The organism is Yinghuangia seranimata (genome assembly GCF_029953285.1).
Lineage (GTDB): Bacteria > Actinomycetota > Actinomycetes > Streptomycetales > Streptomycetaceae > Yinghuangia > Yinghuangia seranimata.
In genome coordinates, this window is sequence record NZ_JASAOI010000028.1 from 36,136 (window position 1) to 58,223 (window position 22,088).

23 protein-coding genes and 1 tRNA gene are annotated in these 22,088 nt (G+C 69.1%); 11 read left to right on the forward strand and 13 right to left on the reverse strand.

Features of this window, described 5'->3' with window-relative positions:
* Positions 1-32: 32 nt before the first annotated feature.
* Positions 33-467, reverse strand: a complete 435-nt coding sequence (locus QI554_RS18490; RefSeq protein ID WP_281471154.1) for a RidA family protein — start codon at positions 465-467, stop codon at positions 33-35.
* 111 nt (positions 468-578) lie between these two features.
* Between QI554_RS18490 and QI554_RS18495 the strand changes: the two genes are divergently transcribed.
* Positions 579-1,040 carry a MarR family winged helix-turn-helix transcriptional regulator gene (locus QI554_RS18495; protein ID WP_425528007.1) on the forward strand — a complete coding sequence of 154 codons (462 nt, stop codon included), beginning with the start codon at positions 579-581 and terminating at the stop codon, positions 1,038-1,040.
* A gap of 15 nt (positions 1,041-1,055) precedes the next feature.
* On the opposite strand, the gene QI554_RS18500 is transcribed toward QI554_RS18495, so the two are convergent.
* A complete protein-coding gene (locus QI554_RS18500) occupies positions 1,056-1,445 on the reverse strand; it encodes a helix-turn-helix domain-containing protein (protein WP_281471155.1) in 390 nt (129 codons plus the stop codon).
* 370 nt (positions 1,446-1,815) lie between these two features.
* Here QI554_RS18500 and QI554_RS18505 point away from each other — a divergent pair, with 370 nt between their 5' ends.
* A complete protein-coding gene (locus tag QI554_RS18505) occupies positions 1,816-2,196 on the forward strand; it encodes a peptidoglycan-binding domain-containing protein (protein ID WP_281471156.1) in 381 nt (126 codons plus the stop codon).
* Between the two features lie 138 nt (positions 2,197-2,334).
* Here the strand turns inward: QI554_RS18505 and QI554_RS18510 are convergent, their stop codons facing one another.
* From QI554_RS18510 to QI554_RS18520, 4 genes are all read right to left on the reverse strand, one after another.
* Positions 2,335-2,856, reverse strand: coding sequence for a MarR family winged helix-turn-helix transcriptional regulator (locus QI554_RS18510; protein WP_281471157.1), 522 nt, complete (start codon positions 2,854-2,856; stop codon positions 2,335-2,337).
* A complete protein-coding gene (locus QI554_RS18515; protein WP_281471158.1) occupies positions 2,853-3,362 on the reverse strand; it encodes an EVE domain-containing protein in 510 nt (169 codons plus the stop codon). Before QI554_RS18515 ends, QI554_RS18510 begins: the two co-directional genes overlap by 4 nt.
* A gap of 122 nt (positions 3,363-3,484) precedes the next feature.
* Positions 3,485-3,961: a DUF6228 family protein gene (locus QI554_RS43575; RefSeq protein ID WP_425528008.1), complete on the reverse strand. Its 477-nt coding sequence runs from the start codon at positions 3,959-3,961 to the stop codon at positions 3,485-3,487.
* Positions 3,962-4,027: 66 nt separating this feature from the next.
* Positions 4,028-5,083: a PP2C family protein-serine/threonine phosphatase gene (locus QI554_RS18520; protein WP_343230792.1), complete on the reverse strand. Its 1,056-nt coding sequence runs from the start codon at positions 5,081-5,083 to the stop codon at positions 4,028-4,030.
* Between the two features lie 560 nt (positions 5,084-5,643).
* Between QI554_RS18520 and QI554_RS18525 the strand changes: the two genes are divergently transcribed.
* Positions 5,644-6,003 carry a DUF6193 family natural product biosynthesis protein gene (locus QI554_RS18525; RefSeq protein WP_281471160.1) on the forward strand — a complete coding sequence of 120 codons (360 nt, stop codon included), beginning with the start codon at positions 5,644-5,646 and terminating at the stop codon, positions 6,001-6,003.
* A gap of 134 nt (positions 6,004-6,137) precedes the next feature.
* On the opposite strand, the gene QI554_RS18530 is transcribed toward QI554_RS18525, so the two are convergent.
* The 6 genes from QI554_RS18530 to QI554_RS18555 form a co-directional block, all read right to left on the reverse strand.
* The gene (locus QI554_RS18530) at positions 6,138-6,458 is read right to left on the reverse strand and encodes a hypothetical protein (protein WP_281471161.1); all 321 of its coding nucleotides are present in this window, start codon (positions 6,456-6,458) and stop codon (positions 6,138-6,140) included.
* A 40-nt stretch (positions 6,459-6,498) separates the two neighbouring features.
* A complete protein-coding gene (locus tag QI554_RS18535; protein WP_343230793.1) occupies positions 6,499-6,828 on the reverse strand; it encodes a CPCC family cysteine-rich protein in 330 nt (109 codons plus the stop codon).
* A gap of 174 nt (positions 6,829-7,002) precedes the next feature.
* Positions 7,003-7,212, reverse strand: coding sequence for a hypothetical protein (locus QI554_RS18540; protein ID WP_281471162.1), 210 nt, complete (start codon positions 7,210-7,212; stop codon positions 7,003-7,005).
* A gap of 1,079 nt (positions 7,213-8,291) precedes the next feature.
* Positions 8,292-8,624, reverse strand: coding sequence for a hypothetical protein (locus tag QI554_RS18545; protein ID WP_281471163.1), 333 nt, complete (start codon positions 8,622-8,624; stop codon positions 8,292-8,294).
* Between the two features lie 171 nt (positions 8,625-8,795).
* Positions 8,796-9,383, reverse strand: a complete 588-nt coding sequence (locus QI554_RS18550; protein WP_281471164.1) for a HEAT repeat domain-containing protein — start codon at positions 9,381-9,383, stop codon at positions 8,796-8,798.
* A gap of 1,195 nt (positions 9,384-10,578) precedes the next feature.
* Positions 10,579-10,965 carry a hypothetical protein gene (locus QI554_RS18555; protein ID WP_281471165.1) on the reverse strand — a complete coding sequence of 129 codons (387 nt, stop codon included), beginning with the start codon at positions 10,963-10,965 and terminating at the stop codon, positions 10,579-10,581.
* 74 nt (positions 10,966-11,039) lie between these two features.
* Here QI554_RS18555 and QI554_RS18560 point away from each other — a divergent pair, with 74 nt between their 5' ends.
* A complete protein-coding gene (locus tag QI554_RS18560) occupies positions 11,040-11,282 on the forward strand; it encodes a hypothetical protein (RefSeq protein WP_281471166.1) in 243 nt (80 codons plus the stop codon).
* A gap of 239 nt (positions 11,283-11,521) precedes the next feature.
* Here QI554_RS18560 and QI554_RS18565 read toward each other — a convergent pair.
* Positions 11,522-11,593: transfer RNA gene (locus QI554_RS18565), tRNA-Arg, on the reverse strand.
* A 127-nt stretch (positions 11,594-11,720) separates the two neighbouring features.
* Between QI554_RS18565 and QI554_RS18570 the strand changes: the two genes are divergently transcribed.
* From QI554_RS18570 to rho, 7 genes are all read left to right on the forward strand, one after another.
* A complete protein-coding gene (locus QI554_RS18570; protein WP_281471167.1) occupies positions 11,721-12,113 on the forward strand; it encodes a response regulator in 393 nt (130 codons plus the stop codon).
* Between the two features lie 138 nt (positions 12,114-12,251).
* Positions 12,252-13,865 carry an arginine--tRNA ligase gene (gene argS, locus QI554_RS18575; RefSeq protein WP_281471168.1) on the forward strand — a complete coding sequence of 538 codons (1,614 nt, stop codon included), beginning with the start codon at positions 12,252-12,254 and terminating at the stop codon, positions 13,863-13,865.
* A 97-nt stretch (positions 13,866-13,962) separates the two neighbouring features.
* A complete protein-coding gene (gene lysA / locus QI554_RS18580) occupies positions 13,963-15,351 on the forward strand; it encodes a diaminopimelate decarboxylase (protein WP_281471169.1) in 1,389 nt (462 codons plus the stop codon).
* Positions 15,352-15,607: 256 nt separating this feature from the next.
* The gene (locus QI554_RS18585) at positions 15,608-16,900 is read left to right on the forward strand and encodes a homoserine dehydrogenase (RefSeq protein ID WP_281471323.1); all 1,293 of its coding nucleotides are present in this window, start codon (positions 15,608-15,610) and stop codon (positions 16,898-16,900) included.
* Complete coding sequence (thrC, locus tag QI554_RS18590) at positions 16,897-18,000, forward strand: threonine synthase (protein ID WP_281471170.1); 1,104 nt, start codon at positions 16,897-16,899, stop codon at positions 17,998-18,000. Before QI554_RS18585 ends, thrC begins: the two co-directional genes overlap by 4 nt.
* 365 nt (positions 18,001-18,365) lie before the next feature.
* Positions 18,366-19,280 carry a homoserine kinase gene (gene thrB / locus QI554_RS18595; protein ID WP_281471171.1) on the forward strand — a complete coding sequence of 305 codons (915 nt, stop codon included), beginning with the start codon at positions 18,366-18,368 and terminating at the stop codon, positions 19,278-19,280.
* A gap of 572 nt (positions 19,281-19,852) precedes the next feature.
* Entirely contained in the window at positions 19,853-21,922 is a 2,070-nt protein-coding gene (gene rho / locus QI554_RS18600) for a transcription termination factor Rho (RefSeq protein ID WP_281471172.1), read from the forward strand.
* Positions 21,923-22,088: the final 166 nt, after the last annotated feature.

Here is a 22,088-nt window from a genome sequence, read left to right on the forward strand (position 1 = left end):
GTTCCTTAAGGGTGGTTGCTGCGGACGAACCGTCAGCGCGCGCCGGCACCGCGGTCGACGGCGGTGACCTCGACCTCGATCAGCCAGTCCGGCTGCGCGAGCGAGACGACCTCCAGGAGGGTGTCGGCCGGATACGGCTTGCTGAGGAACTCCTCGCGCAGCTGGATGACTTCGTCGAGGTGCACGGCCATGTCGCGGACGAAGACGCCGACCTTGACGACGTCGGCCAGCGTCGCGCCGGCCTCGGCGAGCACGGTCTGGAGGTTCCGGAACGCCTGGCGGCCCTGCTCGAGGAACCCGCCTTCGACCGTCTTCCCGGACGCGTCGAACCCGGCCTGCCCGGACACGTAGATGAGCCCGCCGGCCCGGATGGCCTGGGAGATGTTGTACGGCTCGTACCAGTCCGGCGTCGTGGCGACCTTCTCGATCGTGGTGCCGGCGGGGGTCACTTCGAGCTGCGGGGACATGGCGCTCTCCTCGTCACTGCCTAGATGCATGTGCCTGCATTTATTGCTTGCGCATGCATATGTTGCGCACGCATGTAAGATCGTGTCAACAGCGAGCGTGAGGAGGGCCGCATGAGCGCCACCGCAGCGGACCCGGAGACCGTCGAAGCGGGCACCGGCATGGACCCGCGCAAATGGGACGCCCTCATCACCCTCCACGCCCGCGTCGAACACGAGCTCGGGCGCGCGCTCCAGCGCAGCCACAACCTGGGCCTGTCCGAATACCGCGCGCTGTGCCACCTCACCGTCGCCGACGACGGCGAACTGCGCATGCAGGAACTCGCCGACCGCATCGGCCTCAACCAGAGCTCCGTCAGCCGCCTCGTCGCGCGCCTCGAGGCCGACGGGCTCTCCCGCCGCGACCTGTGTCCCAAGGATCGGCGCGGCGTCTACACCGTCGTGACCGACGAGGGCCGCGCCCGGCACGCCGAGGCCGCGCCCACGTACCGCACGACCCTCGACGAGGCGCTCACCAAGGCGGCCGCCGACCTGGGGCTCACCGAGACCGTCGACGTCCTGCGCGCCTGCCGCTGAGCCGGCCCCGCTCGGTCAGTGCCCGAACCGCAGCACGCCGAGCGCTGCCAGCAGCAACGCCACCAGCGTGAACAGCGCGCTCGCGGCACCCGCGCCGACCAGCCCGGGGTGGACCCGACGCCGTTCCTTCCGCAAGTCCGGTCTTTCTGACGGGTGTTCCGGCATCCCCTCCACCACGGACGCCCCCGTCGTCCCCGAGCCCTCCGTCGACTCCGCCTTCGCCATCTCCAGAAGCGCCCGCAGCGGCACCGGATCCAGCTCCGCCGCCACCGCGAACGCGTCCAACGCGAACGGCGTCACCAGCCGCGAACCGCTCAGCCACCGCTGCCACGACGCCCGGCTGTAGTGCGTCAGCGCCGCCAAATCCGAGAGCGACAGCCCGCGTTCGTCCTTCGCCCCGCGCATCCGCTCCACCAAGAGCCGTGCCGGGCCTGAAAGTTCCTCGGGCAGGGGTTTCCACACCGATCCCATCGGACCTCATGAAGCCGCAGGAGGCGCGCGTGCATGGACGTCAGGTGAACATGCGGAAACCCCGGGGAACGGCCGTGCATCGTACCGGAATCGACGCGTTCCAACCCGGTTGGTCCGTACCCCGACGCCGCCTTGAGACATCCCAAACCGCAGGTCAGCGCGCCGTGGGACGGGGAGGCGTCCCACACCGCCATTCCAGCATCGATCTTGGCCGGAGACGTCCTCCAGGCTTGATCACGTGGCGGCGGGAAACCTCCCCGTTCGTCGTTCAACCCCCAAGCCCCTGACCACGAAGGCGATTTCCATGCAGATCAAGAAGAAGGCCGTCGGCTTCGCCGTCGCCGCCGCGCTCATGGCGGGCGTCGGCGCCGTCGCCACCGCCGGCACCGCGTCGGCCGCCGGCACCTACGACTGCGGCGACGGCTACACGATCGACGGCACCGGCTACTACACGTACGGCTTCTCGTACACGCTGACCAAGGTCCCCTCCTACAACGGCTGGAGCTGGGACAACGCCGAGGCCCAGTGCCTCCTCGACTCGGTCGGCTACAACCTGTCCGTCGACGGCTGGTACGGCTACAACACCAAGAACGCCGTCGCCGACTTCCAGCGCCGCCACGGCCTTTACCCCGACGGCTACCTCGGCCCGAAGACCTGGCCGGTCCTGCGCGCCTTCGCGCACTGAGCCACACCCCACCGCCGCCCCGCCCGAGCGACCCCGGGCGGGGCGGCCCCGGCGCGTCCTGGGCCGCCCGACCAGCGCGCCCGGGGCGAAGGCCCAACTCCCAGCAAAATCAGCCGCGTTAGCCGCCTGAGCGCGCCATCAATAACCCTGAGCGGCGCCCTTCAAAACCCTCATCGCCCGCGCAAACGCCCCAACTCCATCCCCCAACGCGGCGAAGAACGCCGCGTCGCACGCCTCCACAACCGCCACCGCCTGGTCCGCCAGAGCCCGCCCCTCGGCCGTCACCGCCAGCGCACGCGCGCGGCCGTCGTGCGGATGAGGCATGCGTTCGACCAGCCCGCGCGACTCGAGCGTCCGCAGCACCTGCGACGTCATCATCGGATCCGTGGACGCGTGGTCCGCCAGCCGCTTCTGCGTGACCGGCCCCTCGGCCTGCAACCAGCTCAGCGAGGCCAGCAGCACGAACTGCACATGCGTCAGCTCGTACGGCTTGAGCGCCGCCCGCTGCGCCGCCTGCCAGCGGTTGGTCACCTGCCACAACAGCAGCCCCGGGCTCTCCTCCGCATGAGCGAACCCGCTGGCCAGCCGGCGAACCCCGTGCGGCCCCCGGCCCTCGCCGGCTGCCGCGTCGTCCGACCCCTGTGCCCCGCGCGCGCTCATCCCTCGACCATAGCCGCACTGATCAGCGCGAAGTCCTCCGTACTCAGCTCCACCAACCCGCGCCGCAGCTGGTACCCCCAGTTCGGCCCGGCCGTCAGTGCCAACTCCCCACCGAACTCCGCGACTCCGACCTCCGTCGCCCCACCGACGTACTCGACCCGCCGCCGCCACGGCTTGAACTCACCCTCGTCCGCCTGCCACACGACCTCATCGACCACCCGCCCGACAGCCGTGAACGCCTGCAACGGCGCCCCACCCCGCAACGCCGTCCGCGGCGAGTAATACACCAGCCAGTCCCCAGCACTCATCCGCAGCAACGGCGCCTTCTTCCCATGCCCCAACTGCGCAATCCCGCGCTCCACCCCCCGCCACACATGCTCCCGACACACCACCCCGACCCAAGCCCGCCCACCCCCGAGCGAGACCCCGCCCCCCGAGGCCCCGTCCACACCCCTCGCCCCGACCCCCGCGATCTCCAGCTCCAGCTGCCGCTGCATCATCTCCATGCATTTACTATGCGCGCTTACTATCTCCCCAGTCAACGGCCTTCCAACAACCACCCACACGACGGGCACCCGCCCCCCAACCGGCCGCCCCCGCCGTCGCATCCACCCCGCGATCAGCGTGATCAGCGTTGACTCCCACCCCCACCCACCAACGCCTCCACCTCAACCACCAGCGCACTCATCTCGGCCCCCGCCTCCACCACCGTCGTCACCTCAGCCCGCCACACCTCACCCCCAGCACCGCGCCCCATGACCGCCCACGTAATGGCCACATGCCCGCCGCTCCGAAACACCGCCGACGCCGTAAGCTCCCGCCCCCAAGACCCCCACGTCCGCGCCCCCTCCCACCCGCGAAACCCCTCGGCCAACTCCCCGAGAAACTCCGCCAACCCCCCAGCCCCAGCCGAAGTCGCCACCCGGACACGCGCACTCAACCCAACATCACTAACCGTCGCGACCAGGGTCGTCACATACTCATCCCCCTCCTCCCACCCCAACCTCAACGCCCCCTGCTGAGGCCCCCCACCAACGACCAACTCTCCCGAATCCCACATGACTCGCGAGCCTAGCCACCGCCACCGAAACGACCGGTCCGCCATCGTGCGCCCCGACCGATCGCCCCCGCCTGCCGTCAAGGCCACTCCGTCGATGCCTTCGTCGGATTCTCAGTCGAGCCGGTCAACAAGGATCATCGCCACGTCGTCCCCCAAGCGGCCTTGCGTGTGACGAAGCAATGCCTTGTGCAGCTCCTCCAGGAAATCCGGCGGGGTGCAAGCGCTTGCCGCTTCCATGGCCTCGGACAGGGAAAAGAATTCACTGTCTTGATTGCGGGCTTCGATCACGCCGTCGGTGTACAGCAGCAGTCGGTCGCCGGGCGCGAACGAATAGCTCGCCGCCTTGGCGGGAGGGCCGGTGACCAGGTCTTCCAGCCCGAGGGGCGGTTCTGTTGAGGTGGGTACCAAAGCCTGCACCCTGCCCTGGTGCAGCATCAGCGGCGCCGGGTGGCCATGGTTGACCAGCTCCACCACGTGGTCGTCGGGCACCTGAGCCACGATCACGGTGACGAACGATTCCGTCGGGTCCTTCTCGTCGTCCTGACTCGTCCCCAGCGGCATGGCACGCTCCCGTCGCAGCGCCGCCGCGCAGTGGTCGATGACCTCCAACAGGTCATCCTCATAGTGCACGGCCTCCCGGAAGGCGCTCAGCACAGCCGCGGCCGAGCGAACCGCGGGCAGCCCCTTGCCCCGTACGTCCCCTACGATCATCCGCACCCCGTACCGCGTCTCCACAGCCTCGTACAGGTCACCGCCAATCTGCGCGCCGGCCTCTGCCGCGAGGTACATGCTCGCCGTCCGCACCGAACCCAGCCGGTCGGGAACCGGCCGCAGAAGGACGCTTTGCGCCGCCGCGGAAATTCGGCGTACCTGGTTGAGTTCACTCTGCCTGCGCGAATGCATCGCGCTACTGGTCGCGATACTCGCTGCGGACACCAGGAAAATCGCCAGGAAATTGGTGTAGACCTGCTGCGTGCCCCACGCCTGGTTGTAGGTGGCAGTAGTCACGCTGACAGCCAGAGCGACAGCCGCTGCCGAAATAGTTCCTTTAGGCCCCATCGTCACCGCAGCCAGCGCCGGCGTCGCGGTCAGGAGAGGACCGGTGTACAGAAAGTGTGCGGGTGAAAGTTCAATCCCCACCACAAGCAGCGCGATCGCGAACGGCACACACCGTGCGACCACGAACAGGAGCCGATTGTGACTACCCGCTCCTGATCGTCGAGCCGAACGGAAGAGCGACCGCATGACTACAGCCTTACGCGTCGCCGCAGACTGTTCCAGTCATCGCACTCCTCGCCCGGCAACGACTCCGCAGCACCACGCCAGAAAGCCACAACACCGAGCCCAGACCCCCGGCCCAGACCCTCTTCTCCGATCGGGGCGAATCGAACTCATGCCGCTCCAGAATCACGTGTGCCATCACGCCACCCCGACCCCCGCACCGCAATCACACCCGACGTGACCGACCCCTCCCACCCCAGCCGTCGCCTCCCGCGCCGGACCCCGCCCTCTGGGGCGTGTCATGGCAACGGGAGCAGACGCCGAACGTCCGTGAGCGGTGCCAAGCGCCCGCGCTGCCCCCATGCGTACAGCACGCCGCTCAGGCGAATGGCTCCGGAGTGCGGATGTACGCACCGATGTACATGCAGGTCAGGGCTTGATCACGAGCATGGTCATATCGTGCCCGAGCGCTTCCTTGATGACCGTGCGCACGCCAGAATCCGAGCATGACCGAATCGTTGGATGACGCCTGGGACCGCCGGGCAGCCACCGCAGCCCACTGGGATGACCGCCACCGAGTGCCCAGCAAAATATGGGTCCCGCCGATCATGCTCGACTTGGTCAATACGGCGCGGGCCAGCCCGCTGGGACGGTTTTACCCGTTCACCAGCCACGCCTGGCTGCGCTTCAGTACCGGGCCGCGTGTTGAGCCTTGGGACGCGGAAGTGTTGCCAATCATGATCGGGTTGACCCCCGATGCCCACTACCTAGTGGCCAACAGCGACGGGGCGGATGGCCTGGAGGAGATCCTCAAGACAACCAGCGCCGCGGAAGCGGTGGCGAGGGCAGCCCAGTTGATCACCTAGCGACTGGGCTCGAACCAGCATCCGACAGAACTCGCGCTCTGACCTTGGGAATCAGCTACACGATCACCGCAACAGGGCCCCTGAGCTGCACCAACGCCCCATCCACCCAAGATCGCGTACCCAACCCCTGACCCTCATTCACTGTGCCGGATCCCCTCATCTGGCACGCCTCTGGCACGCTCCTGCTCGGCCCGCATGGCGGCAGCTTTCGCCAGAGCCATCCGCGCAGTGCGGTCACCTCCCGGATAGGCGAAGGCTGTGCCTTCAAGGGCCTGGTGGAAGGCGAGGTTCGCACGGTCGCACTCTCGTTGCAGCGCGATGCCCTCGGCCATCGTCTCGGCGGCCCAGCCCTGCGTCGGCCCATGCGTCCGCACATGCTCGCTCAGCGCCACGGCCGCCCTGCCCGCCGCGAGCTTCAGGCTGATCAGGTGCTCCGGAACATCAACGTCGGTCATGCTGACAACTCCTGCTGGGGCCTGCCCGGTGTGTGGCTGCTCAATGCGGTTGCTCGTCCATGAACCGCCTTGCCGCAGCCCACCAACTTCCCACGCCACCACGGCTCACCGAGTCCGGGCCCACCCCATCAGCGATGAAGGCCGTGTACTCCTCGCGTGCCTGAGCCAGACTCATCGACCCGTTCGGACCACCCAAGACCTGATCGGCGTTGGAGTCGTCCTGCCCGTCGTCCTCCCACCCGCACTCCGGGCAGATCTCGAAGCAGGCGAACGACTCCAACGTCACGAGCCGGCAGCAAGGACATCGATACGGTCCGCCGTCCATCCGCCGCTGCTGGTACTGCTCAGATCGACGCGGCTGTGAGTCCATGCTCAGGACCCTAGGACCGAGGGCTCGCCACGACGAACGCTTTTGATCCGTAGCTCACGCCGGACCGGACAACCCCGGTCATCCAGGTCTCCGCCGGGCCACACCACACCACCTGTGGCCCATGCCGACCAACACAGTTGCTGTACTCAGCTGCTGGACGGCAGCTCTCGCCCGTCACCCGCCTCGGCCTTGTTCTTCGTGCCAGTACGAGTCATAAATCTGGACGGCGTCCTTGAGATCGCAGCCCTGCACGCTGCGGATCACGTAGATCGAGGTAATGGCACTCCAGCCTTGTGCCTTCAGGAACCGCCGGAACGCGTCGTGCTCCGGCTGCTGTTCCCACACGGGCCGTGCCTGCTCCGCCGACTCCTGAAGCCGGCGCACCGCCTGTTCCCATCAAGGTCCCGGGTCCTCCGGGGCCCGAATCGACGCGGCCGACGCGCTGGTGTGAGGGGCATGAGCTGGCCGTCCTTCCAGACCGTGGGATGTGCGCCGACTCCGTCCCAGGTGATGCCGTCCTCGTGGTGGATGAGGCTCGGCAGCAGGGAGCTGACCCACAGGTCGAACTCGATCTCGACGTAGTCGCCGACGGGGATCACGTATTCAGTACGCCACGACTCGAACGTCACGATCACGGGTCGGCTTTCGGCGCGGACCACGAACCGAGCTGGCCGAACCGCGGGCTGCCCATAGCCGGGACGGTCTGGATAGGGGCCTTGAAACGGCGGATCGTGTTCCATGGCCGCAGCATGGCGTCGCCGTCACGTCCGCGCATCTGGTTTCCGCAACTGGCTGCGGGGAGTCATGCTCGGCGGTGCGGGATCGGGCTTGTGGGCCGGCAAGGTGGCCGCCGTCGATGGAGACGACTCTCTTGGAAGTCTTGTCCGTCGCTCGGATCAATCTGAGGGGAAGAGCCGTCGTCCGCATGGCCCAGGGCACGTGCAGGCTCCGACTGCGAGAAGCTCCGCGCGAAGTCCGTCAGAGGCGTTTGGATGGTGGACGATTACCGCCCGGTGGCTGAAGCCCCGACCGCCCAATAGCTGCGCCTCGCGCTCCGCCAGCGATCGCAGTGCCGAATCCGGGGTGTTGGGGTTGCCCACCACGTTGTGCCGGACGGTGTGGTCGAGGTCCTCAGCCAGCACTGCAAGCGCATCCGCCGGGGTACGCCGACTGCGGGCCGTCCAGACCCGCACGGTCAGTACCTCGTCACGGGCCAGGACCCGCAGCCGGTCCTCGGACACCTCTGCACTCCGGGTCTCAAGCACCCGTCGATACACACGCATCCACTCATCCCGCGTCGGTACAGGACGCTCTCTCACGTAAGCGATCGTGACATCAGCACCTCTGCCCAAGCCATCGAAATAACCGTGGGACGCACACCCGTCGGCTCATGGCTCCGGAGTGTGTTCCCTTCCCAAAAGTTCCCGCAGCTCACGGGCGTGCTCGGCGTGAGTGGCACTCGCTCATACCGGGCCCATGCCGAGCTGAGGCTCCACCGCCCGGCCGTCCAGGACCTCGATCGCCAGCACTGTGGTGCCGGCGTCGTCCACGTCGAGCCAGAAGACTGGCTCCTCGGTGGGGAGTATGACCATGAGGCCGCTGCCACGTCTCCTGCTGTCTGTACTCAGGCCTTTACACGTCGGGGTGCACAGGCAGCGTCCGTAGTACCGAAGTTCCGCGATCTGGTCGGCGAACGCCTCGTCTCCTTCAGCGCGCAGCATCTCGACGATCTCAGCGGTCATCTCCGGAAACGCCTCACGAAACAGCGGCACTTCGCCGATGGCCTGTTCTGCCATGGGCAAACGGTAGGCGCCAGGCACCCGCGCCGTCACGGCTCCGGAGGGACACTGACGCCGTGCGCCATTCCGGCCTCTGACCTGTGGCGGAACGTGGATCAGGGGCCAATTCGGGGGGCGGCGTTTCGCGCTGGTTTCGCGATCACGGAGTGAGCGGCTCAGGGGGCAAGGTCAATTTCCCGAGCGCACGAGCTCGTGTACGCGTGCGGCCTGGTCTCGGACCTCGTCGTCAGGATCGTGGGTTCTGATGTCTTGGAGGACCTCGGCAAAGGCGTGCCAGCGGGTTATGGAGACGGCCACGAGCGCGGCACGTCGTAGCAACGGATCCGGGTCGTGCAGACCCCAGCGCAAGAGGGCGAAGGCCTCGCGGTCGTAGCCGGACCAAGCGACAACTGCGGTGCGGTACAGAACGTCAATCAGGAGGCCCGGGTCCCGATCCGCGATCGCCCTCGCCCGCAGTTGCGCGACGTCGTCTGTTGGCATCGCGGTTCGGATGCGTTCGGCCACGGCCTCGGCGTCGGCGCCGAGTACGGCGATGTAGGTGACGTCGATCAGGTCGTCTTCGACCCACCGGATGACCGTGTTGGCGTCAGACGTCAACCAGATCGCTTCGTTCGGGGCCTGTTCGGCGAGGTAGTCGTGCCTGTCAAACCCCAAGGCGGCCAGCGTTTCAGCCGCCGCCTCGTAGTCCACCGAGGCTGTGGGAAGGACGCGGATAGGTGTAGTCACAGGCTCCTCCAGCAGCTCGACGACGATCAAGATACCGGCGCCGGAAGGAAGTTGGCGGCCTTGACGGCGTCCTGCGCGTTCCGGATGACCATCCGGCGGAAGGGTGGGCCCGGAGTGTTTGCCGTTCCTTAATCGGCGGGGCGGGAGCATGCACGGGGTCCGTAAGCTGGCCGGCGACGGTCGGGGCGCCTCCCCCACCCGTTTTTCCCACCGCGGGCCCCCGAGCTTGCTCCCGGTGGCCCCCGCCTATCGAGGAACGGCAAACACTCCGGGGTTCGGGGAGGTGACCACGGTTGCTCTTCGCCGTTCGATCGGGTGGGGCACCGCCGGGAACGGCATCTTCGCCGCACGCGCGGCGCACCGCAGGTGCGCCGCCTTGATCCAGTAGGGAACAATTCGGCAGTTGATCGTTCGAAAGGCGATCACGCGTGGGTGAGTGGCACTCAAGCTGCGACCTGGGGCACCCAAGTCGGGGACGTGTGGTGAGTGGCAGGCGTCGTCACGAACCGCTTAGGGGGATCGGGGGAAGGCCGGAACTTCCACCGGAGCGGCCGGCAGGCCGGTCGGCGCGGTACGCGTCGTCTCGCCGTAACCAGCGGTACGTGAGCCCTCGGCGCGCTGCGCTAGATCATGGCGGGCATTCGACTGTCGGCGAGGGACGGTTGCGATCCCGTATGCGGCCCCGGCGGCAACCACCGCACTGCTCGCGAATGCTGCCGATGAGGCCTCCTGTCAACGGGGTTGGGGGTACCGTTCATGTCATCGAGTCTGTCTTTCGACCGCTCGTGCGACTCCCCAAGCCGAAAAGGTGTGTGGAGGGTCCGCCTCCACGCAGCTCAATGTGGAGGAGCGCACATTGGCACGTCCTAAGGCACCGCGTGGTGGGGATCTGCAACGATCTTCACGGATGGACCGCGTGACCTCATGCGTAAAGCTCATCGCAGCTGTCGCATCGATCGTTGCTTGGTTGGCTCGGCAGGCCTGAGGACCACACCCCGGTGGCGTCGGTGTTCTCTCGCAACGTGAGAGAGCCCCGGCCGCGTATCGATCGACCGGGACCCTCAGTCACCTCATGGGACGGCCCGGGGCTCCACCTCCCGGGCCGTCCTCGCATGAGGAGCTCACCTGTTAAGGATGCTATTCGGATTCGCCAAACTCCTACAGGTGGGAAACGTCCTTGAGTTTGACACACACGGCGTGTGTTGCATGGGCGTTGCGGCAGATGTCAAAAGCCTGATGGCCTGACCGAGGCGGCAGTGGCATCGTCTTGGGCCTTGCCGCCGGGCCAGCGGGTGCCGGCTGGGTCGGAGTGTTCGGCGGCGCGGACTTGGGCGATGAGGGCTTCAGGGCCCTTTTGGCGGAGGATCTCCAGCGCGCCTTGCCAGTCGGTGAGTTCGAAGCGGTCGACGGCTCGGGAAGCTCCGTCCGAGAGGGCGAAGAGGCCGCGGACCTGGTCGATGGGGATGCTGCCGGTGAGGGCTTCGGTGGCGGCGCTCGGGTTGGCGGCGGCGACCCAGAAGCCTCCGGGTTGGCTGCGGTGGACGCGCATGGTTTCGACGTGGGCGCGGTGGGCCGCGGAGTGTTCGGCAGTGCCGGCGGGGGTGGAGCCCATCGCGCTGCGGTACTTGCTGCCGACTTCGGCTTCGCGGTCGTCGGTGATGACCTGGATGCCATCGGCTCGGCGGTGTGGACCTCGTCGAACGTGAACATCGGCTCGCCCGGCGGGATGCGAAGCATGTCGGCCAGCGCCAGCGGGCCGGCCACAGCGTCGAAGTGATGATGACGCGGTACTCATGGGAGCTCGACGAGCACGACGAGAACGCGAACAAGGTCATGGACGACGCGTTCAAGGAGTACGGCACGGACTCCGGGCCCGCCGATGACGACAGGACGGACCAGCCCGACGAGGGCGGTCAGAGCGACGGGTGACAAGCGATCCGGCCCGATCAACGACCCTCACGGCTACGCTGGGGGCTCGTTGGCGTTCATACCGCGGGGATACCGGGAAACGGGGTCTGACCTGCGGAAACGGGCATCAAGATCATACCGAGCCCATACCGGGAACGGTGATTAGCAGCGGCTCAGCGTGGCCTACGGCTGCACATGGTCTGGACCCTACAAACAGTAATGGCCCCTGGTGAGGGGCCATATCCGCTGGTGAATCGAAGTGCCCCCGGCAGGATTCGAACCTGCGCACACGGCTCCGGAGGCCGTTGCTCTATCCCCTGAGCTACGGGGGCTCGGGGCGGGTTGAACATTACCAGTTTGGGGGAGGTGCTCGCGCCAGGGTTTTGGTGGGGAGGGTGGGGCGGGGTGGGATGTGGCGATACGGCCACGTTCGGTGGGCGGGGGGCCTAGGCTCTGGGTGTGCGCGGGAGGCCGGGGAGTGGGGCCGGGCGGGTGCTTGTCGTGGATGACGACGAGGTGATCCGGCGGCTCATCGCGGTCAATTTGCAGTTGGAGGGGTTCGAGGTCACCACGGCGGTGGACGGCGAGGAGTGCCTCGGGCTGGTGCACGAGGTGCGGCCGCAGTTGGTGACGTTGGACGTGATGATGCCGCGGTTGGACGGGATCAAGACGGCGGCGCGGTTGAAGGCGGATCCGCGGACGAGTCACCTGAAGATCGTGATGATCAGCGCGTGCGCGCAGAGCCAGGATCTGGCGCGGGCCCGGGAGGCCGGGGTGGACGCGTATCTGACGAAGCCGTTCGATCCGGAGATGTTGGTGCGGGTGGTGCGGGGTCTCGCCCCGGGGGATTAGGTACGGGCGACACTCGTTTGGGCCGCGGATCTCTTTCGGCGTACCGCCCAGTGATACTGAGGGGCGAGGCGCTGACCGGTTCGCTTACGCTTGGGTGTCGTGACCCCCGAAGAACTTTCCCAGGCTGTCTTGTCCGCTGTGCGCGCGTCCGTGGAGGCGGGCGAGCTCGCTGTTGCCGTGCCCGGGCAGGTGACGGTGGAGCGATCCAAGAACCGGGACCACGGGGATTACGCGACGAATGTCGCGCTGCAGCTCGCGAAGCCGGCCGGGAAGCCGCCGCGGGAGGTGGCGCAGGTCATCGCCGCGCGGCTGGGGGCCGTCGAGGGTGTCGCGAAGGTCGACATCGCGGGTCCGGGCTTCCTGAACATCACGCTGGACGCCGGGAGCGCCGGCGAGCTGGCGCGGGTGATCGTCGGGGCCGGTGAGGTGTACGGCCGGGGCGACGCGCTGCAGGGCCTCAAGATCAACCTGGAGTTCGTGTCGGCGAACCCGACCGGTCCGATCCACATCGGCGGTGTCCGGTGGGCGGCGGTCGGCGACTCGCTCGCGCGGATCCTGAAGGCGGCCGGCGCGGATGTGAGTACGGAGTACTACATCAACGACGCGGGTGTGCAGATCGACAAGTTCGGTTCGTCGCTGCGGGCGGCTGCGAATGGGCAGCCGGTGCCGGAGGACGGATATGTCGGTGAGTACATCAACGACATCGCGCGGGACATCGTGGCGCAGGTGCCCGGTGTCCTCGACAAGAGCGAGGCCGAGCAGAAGCAGGTCTTCACCGAGACCGGGCTCCGGCTCATGGTGGCCGAGATCCAGCGGTCGATGGAGGAGTTCGGCGCGCACTTCGACGTGTGGTTCTCGGAGAAGAGCCTGCACGACTCGGGTGCGGTGGAGAAGGCCATCGAGCGGCTGCGCGCCCAGGGGCACGTGTACGACGAGGGCGGGGCGATCTGGCTCCGGACGACGGACTTCGGGGACGACAAGGACCGGGTCCTGATCAAGGGGGACGGGGAGACGACGTATTTTGCGTCGGATGCCGCCTACTACCTTGAGAAGCGGGACCGGGGTAACGAGGTCTGCGTTTACATGCTCGGGGCCGACCACCACGGGTACGTGGGGCGGCTCAAGGCGATCGTCGCGTGTGCGGGGGACGACCCCCAGCACAACATCGAGGTGCTCATCGGGCAGTTCGTGAAGATGCTGCGCGGCGGTGAAGAGGTCCGCATGTCCAAGCGGGCCGGCAACATCATCACGATCGACGATGTCGTGGAGTGGATCGGGGTGGACGCGGCGCGGTATTCGCTGGCGCGGTCCAGCACGGATTCGACGATTACGTTGGATATTGATGTTCTGACGAGTGCGACGAATGAAAACCCCGTGTACTACGTGCAGTACGCGCACACGCGGATGTGTGGCGTGAAGCGTAAGGCCGCCGAACTCGGCATCGTGCGCGGTGAGTTCAAGCCCGAGCTGCTGTCCACCGAGTGGGAGTCGAACCTGCTGAGCATGCTCGGCGAGTTCCCCCGCATCGTGGCGAAGGCCGCCGAGCTGCGTGAGCCGCACCACGTCGCGCGGTACCTGGAGGAGCTGGCGGGCGTGTACCACCGCTTCTACGACAACTGCCGGATCATGCCGATGGGCGACGACCCCGCGACCGACCTCACCTACGCCCGGATGTGGCTGGCCGAGGCGGCGCAGATCGTCGTCGCGAACGGCTTGAACCTGCTGGGGGTGTCCGCTCCAGAGCGGATGTAGCGCGTCGCGGCGGGTCTCCCTCGGAGGCCCGCCGCTTTCATCTCGGGATTACCGCAAAGAGCAACGCCAGTACGGGAGTTGGGGAGACACCGCACCAATGAGCAGGTCAGCACACCCGGCCGGGCCCCGCCACGCCGACGTTCTTCCCGAGGGCCACCACCTCCAGGTGCCGGAGGACCTGAACGCCCTCGACCCCAAGGTGTGGTCGGCGACGACCGAGCGCGGCGACGACGGCGTGCTCCGTGTCGCGGGCCTCGATGTGCGCGATCTGGCACAGGAGTTCGGTACGCCCGCCTACATCCTCGACGAGGCCGACCTGCGGGCGCGCTGCCGGGACTGGAAGGAGGCGTTCGCCGGAGCGGACGTCTTCTACGCCGGCAAGGCGTTCCTGTGCCGCGCCCTGGTCCGGTGGATCGCCGAGGAGGGCCTCAACCTCGACGTGTGCTCCGGCGGCGAGCTCGCCGTCGCGCTGAGCGCCGGCATGGAGCCGTCCCGCATCGCGTTCCACGGCAACAACAAGTCCGTGGCCGAGATCGAGCGGGCGATCGACGCCGGGGTGGGCCGGATCATCGTCGACTCGTACGAGGAGATCGCCCGCGTCGCGTTCGCCGCCGAGCAGCGCGGCGTGGTGCAGAAGGTGCTCGTCCGCGTCACGGTGGGTGTCGAGGCGCACACGCACGAGTTCATCGCGACGGCGCACGAGGACCAGAAGTTCGGCCTGTCGGTGTCGGACGGCAAGGCCGCCGAGGCGGTGCGCCGCATCCTCAAGCTCGGTTCGCTCGAACTCCTGGGCCTGCACAGCCACATCGGCTCGCAGATCTTCGACACGGCGGGCTTCGAGGTGTCGGCCCGCCGGGTGGTGGCGCTGCTCGCGGCGATCCGCGACGAGCACGGCGTCGAGCTGCCGGAGATCGACCTGGGCGGTGGCCTGGGCATCGCGTACACGAGCGCGGACGACCCGCAGACCCCGGCGGACATCGCCCGCCAGCTGACCGAGATCGTCAAGCGCGAGTGCCACGCCGCGGACCTGACCGTCCCGCGCCTGTCCGTCGAGCCGGGCCGGGCGATCGTCGGCCCGTCGGCGTTCACGCTGTACGAGGTGGGCACCACCAAGGAGCTCGACGGCCTGCGAACCTACGTCAGCGTCGACGGCGGCATGTCGGACAACATCCGCACCGCCCTCTACGACGCCGAGTACACGGTGTCCCTCGTCTCCCGCGCGAGCGGCGCCGAGCCGGTGCTGTCCCGCGTGGTCGGCAAGCACTGTGAGTCGGGCGACATCGTCGTACGGGACGCCTACCTCCCGGCCGACCTGGCCCCGGGCGACCTGGTCGCGGTGCCGGCGACCGGCGCGTACTGCCGGTCGATGGCGAGCAACTACAACCACGTCACGCGCCCGCCGGTGGTGGCGGTGCGCGACGGGAAGGCGCGCGTCGTGGTGCGCCGCGAGACGGAAGAGGACCTGCTCCGCCTCGACGTGGGCTGAGCGGCGCCGCGGTAAATCCGGAGGGAAACCTCCGGTACCCCGGAAAAACCCCCGGCGCACCGGAAAATATCGCGTGACGACCCGGTGTGCCGCGCAAGAATTCCCGTCTCGGATCCTGGACGGGCGTGGGATCACCGGGTGATCCCGGCGACACTGGCCGGGTACCGCCGTGCGGGTGAGGCCCGGGCGCAGGCCGGGGCCGCCGGGCACGGGCGGACCAGTGGCAGAGAAGAAGTCCCTGATGAAGCGAGGTCGGATGATGCGTACGCAGCCGCTCAAGGTGGCGCTGCTCGGTTGTGGTGTGGTGGGTTCCGAAGTGGCCCGCATCATGACGACGCACGCCACGGACCTCGCCCAGCGCATCGGCGCCCCCGTCGAGCTGGCCGGGGTCGCGGTGCGCCGCGCCGGCCGCGAGCGCCCCGGCATCGACCCGGCGCTGTTCACCACGGACGCGGCGGCCCTCGTCGCACGCGACGACATCGACGTGGTCGTCGAGGTCATCGGCGGTATCGAGCCGGCCCGCACGCTCATCCTGTCCGCGATGGAGAACGGCGCGTCCGTCGTCTCCGCGAACAAGGCGCTGCTCGCCGAGGACGGCGCGACGCTGCACGCCGCGGCCGCCAAGCACGGCGTCGACCTGTACTACGAGGCCTCGGTCGCGGGCGCGATCCCGCTGCTGCGCCCGCTGCGCGAGAGCCTGGCCGGCGACAAGGTGAACCGGGTGCTCGGCATCGTCAACGGCACCACCAACTTCATCCTCGACCGGATGGACTCGACGGGCGCCGGCTTCGCCGAGGCGCTCGACGAGGCGACCCAGCTGGGCTACGCGGAGGCCGACCCGACCGCCGACATCGAGGGCTTCGACGCCGCCGCCAAGGCCGCGATCCTGGCCGGTCTGGCCTTCCACACCCGGGTGACCGCCGCGGACGTGTACCGCGAGGGCATCACCGAGGTGACCGCCGCGGACGTCGCGAGCGCGCAGACCATGGACTGCGTGGTCAAGCTGCTGGCGATCTGCGAGCGCGGCGCGGACGGCACGTCGGTCAGCGCCCGCGTGCACCCGGCGATGATCCCGCGGTCGCACCCGCTGGCGTCGGTGCGCGAGGCGTACAACGCGGTGTTCGTGGAGTCCGAGGCGGCCGGCAGCCTGATGTTCTACGGCCCGGGCGCGGGTGGCGCGCCGACGGCGAGCGCGGTGCTGGGCGACCTGGTCGCGGTCTGCCGCAACAAACTTTCGGGCACGACGGGTCCGGGGGAGTCCGCGTACGCGAACCTGGAAGTACGTCCGGTCGGCCAGGCGGTGACCCGCTACCACCTGAACCTCGACGTCGCCGACAAGCCGGGTGTGCTCGCCCAGGTCGCGGCCGTGTTCGCGAAGCACGATGTGTCGATCGACACCGTGCGGCAGCAGGGCCGCGACGGGGATGCCACACTCGTCATCGTCACGCACAGTGCCACCGACGCCGCCCTGTCGGCGACCGTGGCCGAGCTCCGCGGGCTCGACATCGTCCGCGACATCGCCGGCATCATGCGGGTGGAAGGGGAATGACCATCGTGAGCGCGGTGAACGAAGCCGTTCGCGCCAACCAGACCCGGCAGTGGCGCGGGGTCATCGAGGAGTACCGGGACCGCCTGCCGGTGTCCCCTTCGACTCCGGTGGTCACCCTGCGCGAGGGCGGTACGCCGCTCGTCCCGGCCCAGGTGCTGTCCGAGCGCACCGGGTGCGAGGTGCACCTCAAGGTCGAGGGCGCGAACCCGACCGGGTCCTTCAAGGACCGCGGTATGACCATGGCCATCTCGAAGGCCAAGGAGGAGGGCGCGCAGGCCGTCATCTGCGCGTCGACCGGCAACACGAGCGCCTCGGCGGCCGCGTACGCGGTGCGCGCGGGCATGGTGTGCGCCGTTCTGGTGCCGTCCGGCAAGATCGCGCTGGGCAAGATGGGCCAGGCCCTGGTGCACGGCGCGCGCATCCTGCAGGTCGACGGCAACTTCGACGACTGCCTGACGCTCGCCCGCGACCTGGCCGAAAAGTACCCGGTCGCACTGGTGAACTCGGTGAACCCGGTGCGCATCGAGGGCCAGAAGACCGCGGCGTTCGAGATCGTCGACATGCTCGGGGACGCCCCGGACATCCACGTGCTGCCGGTCGGCAACGCGGGCAACATCACGGCGTACTGGCGGGGCTACAAGGAGTACGCCGTCGACGGCCTCGCGACGCGCCGTCCGCGCATGTGGGGCTACCAGGCGGCCGGCTCGGCGCCGATCGTGAACGGTGCGCCGGTGACCTCGCCGCAGACGATCGCGACCGCGATCCGGATCGGCAACCCGGCGTCGTGGGACTTCGCGCTCGAGGCGCGCGACGAGTCCGGCGGCCAGATCGACTCTGTGACGGACCGTCAGATCCTGTCCGCCTACCGGCTGTTGGCCTCGCAGGAGGGCGTCTTCGTCGAGCCGTCCTCGGCGGCGAGCGTGGCCGGTCTGCTCAAGGCCGCCGAGCTCGGGCTCGTCGACCCGGGGCAGCGCATCGTGTGCACCGTGACCGGCAACGGCCTCAAGGACCCGGACTGGGCGGTGGCCGGCGCGCCGAAGCCGACCGTCGTGCCGGTGGACGCGGGGGCCGCGGCCGCACAGCTCGGCCTCGACGGCTGACGACCACGAAGGGCCCGGCGCCGTGTGCCGGGCCCTTCGCACATCCGAGGCCGCGCCGAGCCGACCCCCGACCCCGAGTCCGCGTGACCCCGCTCCCCACGGCCGGTTTCCGGCCACTGCATACGCCGATCCGTGTCGACAGGGCGACAGGGCGGGAAATCGAGATTCCCTGGGCGTGCCATCCCGCTGGGGAACGTCCTTTCGCTACGCTGAATCCCTGACGCCGTAACAACCAGGGCCGTCCGAGACCGTCTTCCGGCAGCCCGCGTCGCTCATGTCGTTCCCCAGTGCCGGATGTGGTGCACCGTTCGCCGCGTCCTTCCAGGCGCCTGTCGGGACTCCACGAGGAGGAGTGTCCACAGCAGATGGCCGGTCCTGCGTTCCGTGCCGCCCCCGTCCGGGTCAGAGTGCCCGCGACCAGTGCCAATCTCGGCCCCGGGTTCGACGCCTTCGGGCTCGCCCTCGGGCTGTACGACGACGTCGTCGTACGGATCGCCGACCAGGGGCTCTCCATCGACATCGCCGGCGAGGGCGCGGACACCCTCAAGCGCGATGAGAACCACCTCGTCGTGCGCGCGCTGCACGCGACGTTCGAGGCCCTCGGCGGCCGCCCGGCGGGCCTTGAGGTGGTGTGCGCCAACCGCATTCCGCACGGCCGCGGCCTGGGCTCGTCGGCGGCCGCGATCTGCGCCGGCGTCGTCGCCGCCCGCGCGCTGACGATAGGCGGCGCCGAGCGGCTCGACGACGAGGGCGCCCTCGCCGTCGCGACCGCGCTCGAAGGCCACCCCGACAACGTCGCCGCGTGCCTGCTCGGCGGCTTCACCACGGCGTGGACCGACGAGCTCGGCCCGCACGCCGTCACCACGGCACCGCACCCCGACGTCGCGCCGGTGGTGTTCGTGCCGTCGACGCCGCTGTCCACCGAGGTGGCGCGCGGCCTGCTGCCCGCGCAGGTGCCGCACTCCGAGGCCTCCGTCAACGCCGGCCGCGCGGCCCTGCTGGTCACCGCCCTGACCAGCCGCCCCGACCTGCTGCTGCCGGCCACCGAGGACCGCCTGCACCAGGACTACCGCGCGCCCGCGATGCCGCAGAGCGCCGCTCTGGTCGGTAAACTTCGAGGTCAGGGACACGCCGCGGTCATCTCCGGGGCGGGCCCCACGGTTCTCGCGCTGGTCACCGCCGAACGGGTGGACGAGGTCATCGGTGCCGCCGGCACCGAATGGGCCGCGACCAGGCTCGATGTCGACACCACGGGTGCGGGCGTGCTGCCCCTCGGGTAACCCACGAGATGGTTGCTCGTTGGCAGGAGGGCTGGCCACGCTGCGAACCACACGACGGACGTTTCGGCCGAGAACAGCCGACATCGGCCGGGCGGTCGACACCAAGGCCGACAGAGAGAGAGTCGGCACAGAGGGCCGACACGTCGACTCGGAGGGCGTCACGGGGTGGGGGAATGTCGTGTGGGTCCGGTAGTGTTAATGTCACCACCGCACCAGGAGTCGGGCCCTCGTCGGGCTGGGCCAGTTCGGTGCCCGGTTTCGTTTTCCGTGGCCACGGTTCTACGGGAGCTTCCCCTCCTGCCTGTCCCTCGCGACGAAACGTGGCCCCCCGAAGCCGATCGGCGTCCTTCGCGATGTCGTAGTGCGCGATTTCCCGGGACCCTGAGGACGAACCTCCCACAGATGATCGTGAGCCCGATCCCGCTGGACTCGATTTTGACGATTCCCGCCTTCAGGCGGACCACCGCACCGGATCCGCAGCCGGGCCACCAGGGCCCGGAAACCGGGCCGGACAGCACAACCGGTCGCCGAGCCGTATCAAGGCCGACGCCCGCTCCAGGGAAGGACCCTTCGTGAGCGACACCACCGATCTCATGGACCAGGCCGCCGACCAGGCCGGGTCCGCCGCCAGTGACGCCACCGCCGCCGCGCCGCGGCGTCGTCGGGCCGCCGGCAGCGGCCTGAACGGCATGGTGCTGGCGGAGTTGCAGCAGGTCGCCGCCGGTCTCGGGATCAGCGGAACCGGCCGTATGCGCAAGAGCCAGCTCATTGAGGCCATCGAGGCCAAGCAGGGCGGCGCGGCCGCGCCCGCCGCCGACAGCGCGCCCGCCGCGCCGAAGGCCGCGAAGACCGCCAAGGCCGCCGAGCCGGCCGCCGAGGCCCCCGTGCAGGAGGCCCCCGCCGCCGAGGCCGAGCCGGCCGCCCGGCCGCGCCGTGCCGCGCGCCGCGGCGTGACCGACGTCGCGCAGCAGCCGATCGAGATCCCCGAGCAGACCGCGAACGAGGGCACCCCGGCCCGCACGCGGCGCACCGAGGCCGCCGAGGGCGAGGCCCCCAAGGGCCGCCGCGCCGCGGACAAGGAGCAGGCCGAGCAGCCCGCCGCCGAGGACGCCCAGCAGGGCGGCCGCGGCGAGGGCGGCGAGCGCGAGTCCCGTCGGGACCGTCGCGACCGCGGCCAGCGCCGTGAGCGCGCCGAGGCCGGCGACGGCAAGGACGGCGGCAAGGAGCAGCAGCAGCGCGGCGAGCGCGGCGAGCGGGCCGGCCGTACCGACCGCGCCGACCGCAACCGCGACCGCAACCAGGACCGCGGCGGCCAGGAGCGCGCCGAGCGCGGCGACCGCGGCGGCCAGGAGCGCGCCGAGCGCGGCGACCGCGGCGGCGACAACGTCCCCGCGGACGACGACGACTTCGAGGGCGGCGGCCGCCGTCGCCGTGGCCGTTACCGCGACCGCAACCGGCGCCGTGGCCGCGACGGCTTCGAGACGAACGAGCCCGTGGTCGCCGACGACGACGTGCTGATCCCGGTCGGCGGCATCCTCGACATCCTCGACAACTACGCGTTCGTGCGGACCTCCGGCTACCTGCCGGGCCCGAACGACGTGTACGTCTCGCTCGCCCAGGTCCGCAAGAACGGCCTGCGCAAGGGTGACGCGATCGTCGGTGCCGTGCGCCAGCCGCGCGACGGCGAGCGCCGCGAGAAGTTCAACGCGCTCGTCCGCCTGGACACCGTCAACGGCGCCGCGCCGGAGGAGTCCCGCCAGCGCCCGGACTTCACCAAGCTGACGCCGCTGTACCCGCAGGAGCGGCTGCGCCTGGAGACCGAGCCGAACATCCTGACGACCCGGATCATCGACCTGGTCGCCCCGATCGGCAAGGGCCAGCGCGGCCTCATCGTCTCGCCGCCGAAGGCAGGCAAGACGATGGTGCTGCAGTCGATCGCCAACGCGATCACGCACAACAACCCCGAGTGCCACCTGATGGTCGTCCTCGTCGACGAGCGTCCGGAAGAGGTCACCGACATGCAGCGGTCGGTGAAGGGCGAGGTCATCTCCTCGACCTTCGACCGTCCCGCCGAGGACCACACGATCGTCGCCGAGCTGGCGATCGAGCGGGCCAAGCGGCTCGTCGAGCTGGGCCACGACGTCGTCGTGCTGCTCGACTCGATCACCCGCCTGGGCCGTGCGTACAACCTCGCGGCGCCGGCCTCCGGCCGCATCCTGTCCGGTGGTGTCGACTCGACCGCGCTGTACCCGCCGAAGCGCTTCTTCGGCGCCGCGCGCAACATCGAGAACGGCGGCTCGCTGACCATCCTCGCGACCGCGCTGGTCGAGACCGGCTCGCGCATGGACGAGGTGATCTTCGAGGAGTTCAAGGGCACCGGCAACATGGAGCTCAAGCTCGACCGCAAGCTCGCCGACAAGCGGATCTTCCCCGCGGTGGACGTCGACGCGTCCGGCACCCGCAAGGAGGAGATCCTCATGGCGCCGGAGGAGCTCGCGATCGTGTGGAAGCTGCGCCGCGTGCTGCACGCGCTGGAGCAGCAGCAGGCGATCGAACTTCTTCAGGACAAGATGAAGAAGACCAAGTCGAACGCCGAGTTCCTCATGCAGATCCAGAAGACCACGCCGATGCCGAACGACTGACGTCGGACGTTCCGAACCGGGGCCCCGTGGCGCGCGGAACGCGTGCCCGGGGCCCCGGTTTGGTCGTACAGCGCGGTCCTGGCAGACTGGTACGTCGGCCCCGGTTCACGTCAGCCCCTCATTCCAAACGGTGGCGACCCGGTGCCCTCCCGATTCGTCAAGGAGA